General features: G+C 44.3%; 8 protein-coding genes. 3 read left to right on the top strand and 5 right to left on the bottom strand.

The genetic code is table 11. The features are described 5' to 3' along the window. The 4 genes from glmM to cysS all read right to left on the bottom strand — a co-directional run bounded on the left by glmM (window position 1) and on the right by cysS (window position 7168). The gene (gene glmM, locus JMX13_RS05600) at window positions 1–1368 is read right to left on the bottom strand and encodes a phosphoglucosamine mutase (protein ID WP_201610659.1); all 1368 of its coding nucleotides are present in this window, start codon (window positions 1366–1368) and stop codon (window positions 1–3) included. Window positions 1369–1606: 238 nt separating this feature from the next. Beyond that, window positions 1607–3079, bottom strand: coding sequence for an IMP dehydrogenase (guaB, locus tag JMX13_RS05605; RefSeq protein ID WP_201565811.1), 1473 nt, complete (start codon window positions 3077–3079; stop codon window positions 1607–1609). 469 nt (window positions 3080–3548) lie between these two features. Next, window positions 3549–5579 carry a mechanosensitive ion channel family protein gene (locus JMX13_RS05610; protein ID WP_227686226.1) on the bottom strand — a complete coding sequence of 677 codons (2031 nt, stop codon included), beginning with the start codon at window positions 5577–5579 and terminating at the stop codon, window positions 3549–3551. A gap of 128 nt (window positions 5580–5707) precedes the next feature. Next, window positions 5708–7168: a cysteine--tRNA ligase gene (gene cysS / locus JMX13_RS05615; RefSeq protein WP_201610661.1), complete on the bottom strand. Its 1461-nt coding sequence runs from the start codon at window positions 7166–7168 to the stop codon at window positions 5708–5710. A gap of 232 nt (window positions 7169–7400) precedes the next feature. Here cysS and JMX13_RS05620 point away from each other — a divergent pair, with 232 nt between their 5' ends. Further along, entirely contained in the window at window positions 7401–8000 is a 600-nt protein-coding gene (locus JMX13_RS05620) for a cob(I)yrinic acid a,c-diamide adenosyltransferase (protein WP_201610663.1), read from the top strand. 126 nt (window positions 8001–8126) lie between these two features. Here the strand turns inward: JMX13_RS05620 and JMX13_RS05625 are convergent, their stop codons facing one another. Then, on the bottom strand, window positions 8127–9104 hold the full coding sequence (locus tag JMX13_RS05625; protein ID WP_201610665.1) for a hypothetical protein: 978 nt from the start codon (window positions 9102–9104) through the stop codon (window positions 8127–8129). Window positions 9105–9499: 395 nt separating this feature from the next. Here JMX13_RS05625 and JMX13_RS05630 point away from each other — a divergent pair, with 395 nt between their 5' ends. Then, window positions 9500–10240 (top strand): glycerophosphodiester phosphodiesterase, encoded by a 741-nt coding sequence (locus tag JMX13_RS05630; protein ID WP_201610667.1) that lies wholly within the window; start codon window positions 9500–9502, stop codon window positions 10238–10240. A 529-nt stretch (window positions 10241–10769) separates the two neighbouring features. Continuing rightward, window positions 10770–11945, top strand: coding sequence for an acyl-CoA desaturase (locus JMX13_RS05635; RefSeq protein WP_406947528.1), 1176 nt, complete (start codon window positions 10770–10772; stop codon window positions 11943–11945). The last annotated feature ends 103 nt before the right edge of the window (window positions 11946–12048 follow it).

Here is a 12048-nt window from a genome sequence, read left to right on the forward strand (position 1 = left end):
TTAGCCTAAAACCGTTTTGATTTTATCGGCCAAATCATTGGCCATCACATCGCATTCTATCTCATCGTCTGACTCAACCATGACCCGAATCATCGGCTCTGTACCTGACTGACGGATAAGTAGGCGACCACGACCTTCTAAAGTAGCGCGGGCTCTATCAAAAGCGTTGACCAATTCTTCATGTTCAAACGGATCTTGCATTTGCGATAAGCGCACATTGACCAGTTTTTGCGGTAATACTTCAAAACCTTCGGTCAAATCACTAAGCGCTTTACCACGTGCTTGCATGACTGCGAGTATTTGTAATCCTGCAATAATGGCATCGCCGGTACGGCTTTTATCCAAGCATAAGATATGACCAGATGGCTCACCGCCCAATATCCAACCATTGGCTTCAAGGTCTTGCATTACGTAACGGTCACCCACTTTTGCACGGGTAAACTCAATATCAGCGTCTTTTAATGCCAATTCTAAGCCCATGTTACTCATCAATGTCCCAACGACGCCTTTGGCTTTGGTTTGACCTTGGGTAGCAAGCACATACAAAATGCCATCGCCATCGACCAACTCGCCGGCTTCATCGACCATCACGATACGATCACCATCGCCATCTAAGGCAATACCGACATCGGCTTCATGCTCGAGTACGGCTTTTTGCAAACTTTCAGGATGCGTTGAGCCGCACTTTGCATTGATATTAATGCCATCGGGTTTGTTGTTAATCGCAATGACATTGGCGCCAAGCTCACGCATGACACGCGGGGCGACACTGTAACCTGCGCCATTAGCACAGTCGACGACAACGGTTAAATGGTCCAAGTCGTATTGATAAGGAAAGCTGCCTTTGCAAAACTCAATATAGCGCCCTTTAGCATCATTAATGCGATTATTTTTACCCAATTTTGCTGGATCTAAAATAGGCATCAGAGCATCGTTATTGCCCGAGGCAGCCATGATAGCGGTCAATTTATCGTTGATGGCATTTTGCAGCTCATCGGTGAGTTTTTTGCCATCACCTGAAAAGAATTTAATACCGTTATCAAAATAAGGATTGTGCGAGGCTGAAATCACTACACCAGCATCAGCATTAAAGCTGCGCGTCAGATGCGCAATAGCAGGCGTTGGTAGCGGCCCTAGCATATGGACGTCGACACCGGCGGCATTAAAACCCGCTTGCAGCGCCCCTTCAATCACATAACCTGATAGACGCGTGTCTTTACCAATAACCACACTGGGTTTACGAGCAGGATTATTATTATTTTCTATCAGCACCAACCCCGTGACATAGCCTAACTTTAAAATAAAATCAGGGGTAATGGGTAACTCACCAAATTTTCCGCGAATACCATCAGTGCCAAAGTAGCTCATTATTATTATTCCTCAATGTTAAAAATTAAAAATCAGACGTGCGCACAGGCATAGCCCATAGCCGTAGATACAGATACAGATACAGATACAGATACAGATACAGATACGCTTAATCCAATCTTGTATTTTACAAAAAAAACAGCCAACAATAACAAGGCATTGTTGGCTGTTTGTATCTCGACGTCACGACAACGCTACTAAGCCAGAAATTTGCACTTAGGCAGCGTTAAAAATGCTATTAGTTGACACGGTAGTTAGGTGCTTCTTTGGTAATCTGCACATCATGGACGTGTGATTCTTTCATACCCGCTGAAGTGACTTTGACAAACTGTGGCTTAGTACGCATCTCTTCGATGGTTGCACAACCGGTATAACCCATTGATGAACGCAGACCACCCATCATCTGATTGACAATGCCAGAAACTGGACCTTTATAAGGGACACGGCCTTCAATACCTTCTGGTACCAATTTTTCCACACCATCTTTGGCATCTTGGAAATAGCGATCTGACGAGCCGTTTTGACCTGACATCGCACCCAAGCTACCCATACCGCGATAGGCTTTATAATAGCGACCTTGGAACAGCTCAACTTCACCCGGCGCTTCTTCGGTGCCCGCCATCAATGAACCAACCATGATGCATGACGCGCCAGCAGCAATGGCTTTTGCCATATCGCCTGAATAGCGAATACCACCATCAGCAATCAGTGGAATACTGTCTTGTAGCGCGTTTGCTACGCTATCAATCGCAGAGATTTGTGGCATACCAACACCAGCGATGATACGCGTGGTACAGATGGATCCTGGACCGATACCTACTTTTACCGCATCCGCACCAGCATCACGTAACGCCAAAGCGGCATCACCAGTGGCAATATTACCGCCGATAACTTGAACGTTTGGAAAGTTCTTTTTAATCCAAGAAACTTTATCAATCACGCCTTTTGAATGACCATGCGCCGTATCAACAACGATGATATCGACGTCAGCTGCAATCAAGGCTTCAACACGTGCTTGGGTATCAGCACCCGTACCAACAGCCGCACCAACGCGCAGACGACCGTGCTCATCTTTACAAGCATTGGGATTGTTTTCTGCTTTGGTAAAATCATTGACCGTAATCAGACCACGCAAACGAAAATCATCGTTAATCACAATGACTTTTTCGATACGGTGCTCATGAAGGAGTTTTTTGATATTCTCATTGCTTTCACCTTCTTTGACGGTGACCAGCTGATCTTTTGGCGTCATGATATGACTGACTGGCAATGACAAATTGGTCTCAAAACGCCAGTCGCGGTGGGTGACGATACCGATTACTTTATCAGTGCCTTTCTCAACCACAGGCACACCTGAGATATTGTTATCTTGGGTCAATCTTAGTAGCTCACCAATCGTCATCTCTGGATGAACCGTGATAGGGTCAACCACCGTACCTGCTTCGAATTTTTTGACACGGCGTACTTGCATGGCCTGCTTATCGATATCCATGCTCTTATGCAAGATACCCAGTCCACCAAGCTGTGCCATGGTAATGGCCATATCAGACTCAGTAACGGTATCCATCGCAGCAGAAATCATTGGTAAGTTTAGCGTAATATTTTTGGTTAGGCGGGTCGTTAAATCAGCAGCTTTTGGTAGGATTTCAGAATAAGCTGGCAATAATAAAACGTCATCAAAGGTTAAGGCTTCATCGACAATTCGCAACATACAGACCCCTAGTGGTGGTTATTTTGATGGGTGGGCAATGCAGTATCAAGTCGATAAACGAATGTTTTGTCAAAACCAGCCGGCTAAAATGCAAATGAAGATAAAGCCATCGGATTGTGATAAAACCATGAGGAACAAACACTAAATACCAACATTCGCTCGGCACGTTATCTATTTATCAGCGCTAATAAAACGATTGGGTAAGTAGATTTGCCAATACAGCGCCTCTAAACATCCTAAAGTCTGATTAACGATGCTTAATAACTGAATTATCCCTTAAAAATAACGCCATATTATAACAAATAAGGCAAGCCTTCGCATAACATATTTGTCAGCTTATTTTGCTATAACCGCAATCCTAATTAATCCTCCCTGCTTATTTATAGAACCACTCTTTAAGAAGCTTAAAATACAATCGAATAGCATTGTTATAGACCAAAATATTAGATTTAAATCTTTAACAAAAAACTCATTCATCACCTGTTTTGACAATCAAACGCTCAGCCGGTAAATACTCTTTTTGTTCGTTATATAAATAGCCTAGCATTTGCTCACGTACTTCACACTCGAGTGTCCATGCATCAATAGGGCTATTAGCCGCTTGGCTACAGCGTAGCTTAATAGTGGTTTCTGATACCGAGACGGTAAACAGCTCAGGCTCAGTTTCACCGTCCCATAGCGCATTGTCTTTTACCAGCTCGATGTATTTTTGTCGAATGGCGTCAATATCAGCGCCATAATCGACATACAAATAAATCACTGAGGTTTGATGCGATTCGGTATGCGACCAGTTTTCGACAATCTCAGTGATAAAATGCCGCATAGGTACTATCAAGCGGCGCTCATCCCACGTTTTTAGTACCGCATAGGTGTAGCCTAAATCCTCAATCGTGCACCATTCACCCTCCATCATCACCGTATCGCCGATACGCACAGGCTGGGTAATGGCGACCTGCATCCCTGCGATGATATTGCCTAAAATGGGCTGGGCGGCAATACCTATCACCGCGCCGGCAATCCCCGCTGAAGTGAGTAAGGTCTTACCCAAACCATCGATATTGGTAAATTCACTCAGCCCTATCCAAATGCCGCCTAAAATCATCACAAAGATAAAGACGCGGCGAAAGATAGACACATAAGTGCGACGGCTGCGGCCTTTATCAAACTGCTCTTCGCTTAAATTTTCGATTTGCAAATCTTTATAACGATTGGCAAAGAAATTAATGGCCCGAATGCCAAGCCACATGGCACTAAATACCAAGCCAATCCAAATAATGGGTCGTGTCGATGAGGCTAAGGCATCCAAATAAGGAAAGCCGCCTGATACCAAGGTATAAACAGACGAAAAACTGATGGTAAAAGTCAAAGGCACGGTCAGTTTATTGACTAAATCTTCCACCCCGTTGTGATGAACAGTACCAAGTCGGTTGCCTTCTTTGTCTAAAACATACCAATTCAGCAGTTTACCGGCCGCTTTACTTAACAGCCAACCGGCGCCCATGGTAAAAGAAAAGAACATGAATAGTGCTATAAATTCCCAAATGGCAATACCAAAGACTTTTAACTTGGTCCAGTCGGGCAAATAACGCTCAAACTTTGCGGGCTGATATTGCTCGTATAGCTTATCGATATTGGCCACCGTCTGCGCAGAAAATACCCAAAAAGGCGCGCTATCATCGAGGCGAACGCGTTCGAGATGTATCGGTATGCGGCGCTCGCGATAGTCGATATAGCCTAATTGAATCGAACGCCTAGGAATGCCTTGAATACTATTCGTGCTACCAAGTGGCGGCTCTATCAAACCATCTGGGCGATCTGGCAGCTTGTCAAATACATAAAGCTTTTTTTCTACCAATAAAAAATCAAGTTGTTTGACTAGATCCATTGCTTGGCTGCTTTGTTGCTTTTCATCAATCAAGTTCATATTGAGCGCATAAGCGGCCAAGTCATACTGCTGCTTTATAACCGCTGATTGAAAAAACTCTAACGTTGCCAGTGGTGTCGATAAATTCGGTGGCTCAGATAAGGGCGGCAAGCCTGCATTGAGAGTACTTAATGCATAATAGCCTTCGTTATAATCGCCCGTCAGACCAGAATCGCCTTGTAGCACGCCCGCTTGCTGCACGGTTTTTTTCTCAAGCGGACTAATCATCTCTTCGGCAATAGCAGAGGCGCTCACGCCTTCTCTTTTTAGCTTATCAAGCTGTTGCTCGGCATAATCAACGATGTTTTCTGGCGCAGTATTATCAGTATCGGCAGCATTAGCGGGCATATAAACAATGCTTAGGATAATAACGGCCATGCTGAGAATAAAGTGACGGATACTTAAATGCTTATTAAATCTTTTTCCATTAGCCATAATAATATTCACACTCTCAAGTTTTTTGAAAGTCTCAAATTTTTCCCAATTATCAAAACCAACAATATCAGCATCACGAATATTGCCAGTATTTAGAATTTGGAGGTTTTTAACAATCAAAGACCAATGAGAGTGTTTCATACGATAAGGCTCTGCTGCATTAAGTATAGGATTAAGCTAATGCACTGGGCAAAAAAAAGCCAGCGCTAAGCTGACTTAATTTATGGGCAAACTGTTAATCAATACAATTGGTTAATAGATAATATGATTTAAGCACGGCGCCAAGTCGTACCCGCGCGGCTGTCTTCAAGCTCAATACCAGCATTCTTTAACTGCTCGCGTATCTCGTCAGCACGGGCGAAGTTTTTATTGGTTTTGGCATCTGCGCGCTCGATGATTAATCCATCAATAGCCGCATCGCTTAAACCGTCAGCTTGCGCCTCACCGATGACCGCTTGTAGAAACTGCTGTACTGGCAGCTGCAATATATTTAGCGTCTGCGCCAAGGCTTTAAGCTGCTGCGCCAATTGCCATGCACCCTCTACGTCTTCCGCCTTAAGTGCTTTATTGATATCACGTGCCAACCCAAACAATACACTAATAGCCGTTGAGCTATTAAAATCATCGTTCATGGCTTTAATAAAGTCTTGGCCCGCCGCACTGTCATAAGCAGCTGTTATCAGCGCATCATTGATAATAAGCGCTTGCCCTTTTTGTTGTTCAGCAGCTTTTAACGCTTGATATAGCCTGCTTAGGCTATTATGTGCTTCATTTAAAGCGCTATCGGAGAAGTTTACTTGGCTGCGGTAATGGCTCGATAATAAGAAAAAACGCAGCGTTTCAGGATGGAAATGCTTGATGACGTCACGAATGGTCGCAAAGTTACCCAAAGATTTGGACATTTTTTCGCCATCGACATTGATAAAGCCAACGTGCATCCAATTACGCGCGTACTCGCAGCCCGTCGCCGCTTCCGATTGTGCTATCTCATTTTCATGATGTGGAAACTGTAAATCATGACCGCCACCATGAATATCAAAGGTATTGCCAAGGCATTTGGTCGACATCGCTGAACACTCAATATGCCAGCCAGGACGTCCTTGACCCCATGGCGATGCCCATTGTGGCTCACCAGGTTTTGCCGCTTTCCATAGGACAAAGTCAAACGGATTGCGCTTGTCATTTTCGACATCAACACGCGAGCCCGCTTGCATATCGTCCAAATTGCGCTTGGATAATTTGCCATAATCAGGAAAGCTATCGACCGCATAATAAACATCGCCATTATCGCCAGCGTAAGCGTAATCATTACTGACCAAATTGCCAATCATCTGCTGCATCTCATCGATATGGTCGGTCGCGCGCGGCTCGGCATCAGGCGATAAGCAACCAAGCGCCGCAAAGTCTTCGTGCATCGCTGCAATAAAACGCTGGGTTAATGCGCCAATCTCTTCGCCGTTTTCGGCAGCACGGGTGATGATTTTGTCATCAATATCGGTGATATTACGCACATAATTAACGTCATAACCCAATTGTTTGAGCCAGCGTACCGCCATATCAAAGGCAACCATCATCCGCGCATGACCGATATGACAATAATCATAGACCGTCATCCCGCACACATACATGCCGACTTTGCCCGCAACAAGCGGTTTGAATGACTGCTTGCGCCCAGTGAGTGAGTCGTAGATGGCAAGCTGAGACATAGCGTCTGCAAGAGGTGTGGTCATAGTAGAAAAGCCTTTTGATTAAAAGTATAAGAAATAAACGAGCATATCCATACTGCATTCCGTGGTCATAAAATGTCTATCTATAAAAGATTTTAACGTGATTATTACCCTAAGGAGCACAGCAATATAAAACTTAACCCATTATCTTAGCGAAAATGCTCGTAAAATACTACAATGAGCGCACAACTAAGACTCGCAATGATAAAAAACACCGACCGCTAAGGATGCAAACATGGGCAATCGTTTAAGCAAAATATATACACGTACCGGAGATGACGGCACCACCGGCATGGCAGATGGCAGCCGCGTGAGTAAAGCAGACAATCTATTTAGCGTCATGGGTGATGTTGATGAGCTCAATTCACACATAGGTTTAATCCGCGCGCAATTGACGCAAACTTCAACTGACGTAAATAAACAAGCCGATTTTGCGCAGGCATTAGTGATTATTCAGCATTTGCTATTTAATATCGGTGGCGAGCTTGCCATGCCAGAATATGAAGGCGTGAGCGCCGTCCATATCGACTGGTTAGAGCAGCAAATTGATGCGATGAATAGCACCTTGCCAGCGTTGAAAGATTTTATCTTACCCACAGGCTCAGTGCTTGTCAGTCAACTGCATGTGGCACGTACCGTCTGTCGCCGCGCTGAGCGTCAAGCAGTATTATTGCAACAGCAGCGCCCACAAGCGATTCGTCCAACAGCGGTCAGCTTTATCAATCGCTTATCTGATTGGCTGTTTGTTGCCGCCCGCTTCTGTACGGACCCTGAGCAAGTTTCTGAAGTATTATGGGACAGTCAAGTACTACAAAAATTCGCTGATAATAAATAGCGTAAGTTTAACCATTACATTATTAGCCAAAGGCTTAATCTAGCAAGCAAAACGCCCGCAACTTACGATGGTTGCGGGCGTTTTTATTTCAAACTCTAGGCTTAAACAGTAACTACTGACATTTTATTAATAAGTGGCGTTTTTATCTTCAATAATCACCATGTCGATACTTTCATCTTTAGGTACTGACTTAGGTGTGTCTGGAGTCACAGGCGCTGACGTACTAGGCGTTGCGGCAGCTTGGTTACTGCTTTGACTGTTCTGACTATTGCTACTCTGACTACTAGAGCTTTGACTGCTGCTATCTTGATTACTTTGCTTCACAGTCGGTGGCGTAGCAGGTTGAGTTGGGCGCACAGGAGTTACTGGCGTGACTTGTCTTGGCTGACGCGGTTGGCTGTCGTTGTTATTTTGCGCAGTTTGACGGCGACGTTCAGCTTGCTGGGCACGCTGCTCTTCTAGCGCCGACTGAAAGACTGAGCCTGCCACCACTTCTGATACGACTGTAATCAACGCCGGCTGCCCTGCGATACGCGTACGTACTTGACCACCTTGCGTACCAACGACATAAGTAAAGGCATCATCAACTAGCATATTGTTATTGATACGGATATTGTCATTGGCTAAACGAGACTGCAAGCTTGGCTGATTGTTGGCAGCTTGCAGTTGGCTCGCTTGATATAAATCTTCACTTGGCAAGGTCATGCTGACGCTCGCTTGACACGTGGTCATGCCATTGGCATTGGCTGCTTGTAAAACTGCGGCATTTTGGACGTCGATGACGATACCATTGGTTTTCTCAGTGACAGCGCCACCATTTAGACCAATCTCAGCATCGTTGGCGTAGCTTGCAGCCAGCGTTTGTCCTTGTTGATTGAGCGTATTTTTTAAAGCGGATTTAAGGCGATCTTGTACCATCGGGTCATCACAGCTAACCGCAGTAGCAGCAGCGTTTTCGCTAGCAGTGGTGTCTTCGGTTAGCTCTGCTGTCTCCGTCGTTTCTTCTTTTTCTGAGCGGTCACAGCCAGCCAGCGCCAAACTGCATGCGATGCCAATACCAGCAACCTTATACCATTTGCTCAAACTCTTATTTGCTACGCTCATCTTTACTTTGCTCCAATTTACTGATTCGTACCGCCAATGATGGACATTGTTTAACATTCAAAGACTCACACTGCAACCATCACGCTAAAATCGTAACTAACAATTAGCAATCGTAACAATTAACAGTCATCGTGCAAGTTTCGAAAACCACATTATTATACGGTGTTTGAATTAAATGGTCATCAGTGTAGCCTATCGATATACAAATAACGCCTAACATTAGGGCTAAAATCGAGGTTTGGTTGCAAAAACGCAACAAATACCTAGGGAAATAATGGCGTAAGTTATTGGCCCGTTCAATATAAGCGATGAATCTGCTATCCGGCAAATATTTTATTAGACCCAGTTTTCTAGAGGCGATATGATGGCGGTAAAATACTTTATAGTTATTGATAATGATAAATTTTAAAAACACGCTTTTATTAGGCCATCGCGGCGCGCGCGGTGAAGCAGTAGAAAATACTGTAGCAGGTTTTAAGCTTGCGCAAAATCTGCAAACATCGGGCTTGGCCGGTGTGGAATTCGATGTGCAGTTGACTGCGGATGGTCACTTAATGGTCTTTCACGATGACAACTTACAACGTATGTGCGCGCAGCAATCACGTATCGATCAGTTAAGCCTGGCTGAAATTGAGCGCTACTCGCAATTGGATGATAAGCAATCTGGCCATAAGATTACGCCATTAGCGCATATAGCAGCTGCATTAGAAGGCTTTAGTTATATTGAGCTTGAGATTAAGACTCATGAGCGCACGGATTATCGCAAGCTAATTAAGGCTTTGATGACGGATTTAATCGATAGTCCGCTTGCCAGCTTGCCTATCGTGTTGACCAGCTTTGATGTCGAGCTGCACGCCGGACTGCAACGCAATAAGCTGTTGCAGCATATACCGCGTGGTTTATTGATTCGGACGCCTGAAACCTTGATCACGGCATCTAATACTGCGCTGCAACTTGGCTGTGTGCAACTCGGTATTCACTATCCGCTGCTGAATCAAGCAGTCATTGCCCGCTGTCATCGTTATAACTTGCCTATCAGTGCGTGGACGGTCAATGATAGCAACACGATTGAACAATTGATCGCGTGGCAAGTCGATGTCATTATCACTGACTATCCAACCTATTTACTTACATAACCTATTTGCTCACATCACCTATCTATTCATAGATAGAAGGGGTTATTTATGCTCATGCAACCTTTTGCTACCTATATATAACCCACGCCTCTTTTAATGACTACCATAGTTTACTACCCTACATATCTACCGTCGTACTTACACTTTTACTAAATTGCTGATAAGTCTTGGGTTATTTACGATAATACATTCCATAAATCATACAAGTTATTGTTATTTAGCAATATTTTTCTAGTGTATAACTGTTCACTTTGTCTTTCTTTTCAGGTAACATGGGGTCTAAAATTAATACCGTTAGGAATATTACATGATTGCTAAAAAAGTAATAGGCTTACCACTTAAGGGCTTACGTTTGGCCATGAAGTCGGGTGATACGCTTATACAGCACGCTGGCACTCAAGCACTACGCGTAAAGACGTGGCTTGATACTAGCAAAAGCAAAACTGACGACGCTGCCGATACGCAGTTTGCGACCACCAGCGGCTATAAAAATGCCAATGCAGCGAGCAACGATGAAGGCATCAATCCTCTGGAGCTTGAATTCCAAAAATCGCCGATAAACTTGGTACCAGCGATTTTCCTTATTACAACGCCTATTGCTGCGGCAGTCATTACGCCATGGTACTTACTGACCCATCAGGTTAGTGCGCCTGTTTGGGGTGTGTTTGGTGCCTTTATGGTCTGGACAGGTATTAGTATTACCGCAGGCTATCACCGCCTACTGTCGCACCGTGCGTATAAAGCCCATCCTTTGGTAAAAAACTTCCTATTGCTAGGCTCAACCCTTGCGGTTCAAGGCTCAGCCTTTGACTGGGTGTCAGGTCACCGTACCCATCACCGTCATGTTGATGATCGCATGGATGACCCTTATTCGGCACAGCGTGGGTTTTTCTTTAGCCACATTGGCTGGATGCTACGTAATTACCCTAGCGGGCGCTTTGACTATAAAAACATTCCTGACTTAACCAAAGATAAAGTGCTGCAGATTCAGCACAAATATTATGGTTTATGGGTATTGGCAACCAACGTTGCGATGGTCGCTGCGGTTGGTTGGTTAATCGGTGATGTTTGGGGTACGTTAATCTTGGCAGGTTTACTGCGCTTGGTGCTGACCCATCACTTTACCTTCTTTATTAACTCGCTATGCCATATGTTTGGTACGCGTCCTTATACCGACACCAATAGTGCGCGTGATAACTTCTTCCTTGCTATCTTTACGTGGGGTGAGGGTTATCATAACTATCATCACTTCTTCCAATACGACTATCGTAATGGTGTGAAATGGTGGCAATATGACCCAACTAAATGGTTGATTGTTGGCCTATCTAAACTTGGTTTAACTAGTGAATTGCGTACGGTTGACGACACCACTATCAAGCATGCTGAAGTGCAAATGCAGTTCAAAAAAGCCCAACAGCAGATTGATAATGCCACCGCAAACGGACTTGATATTCCTCATGCGATGAAGAGTTTCCAAGATCGTATTAAGTTTGAATACGATGCCTTTACGCAGACGGTCGAAGAATGGCAAGCGCTAAAAGCCAAAACCATTGAGCTGAAAAAGACTGAATTTGCTGATCGCTTGCATGAAGTTGAAGAAACGCTAAAACAGGATTATGCCAAGGTTGAACAAAAAATACTGGCGCATAACAGCAATCTAAAAAATGCGTTTCGCTCTATCGGTCAAAGCCCAAAAGCCGCTTAAGTATTTATAAAGATTACTGATTTAACTCCTTTATTATCAGCCTTTATTGTCAGTCTCTCCTGCCCTCTATCTGTAAAGATAGGGGGTTTTTTTATGGTAATGA

The sequence above is a fragment of the Psychrobacter immobilis genome, assembly GCF_904846285.1.
Taxonomy (GTDB): domain Bacteria; phylum Pseudomonadota; class Gammaproteobacteria; order Pseudomonadales; family Moraxellaceae; genus Psychrobacter; species Psychrobacter immobilis_D.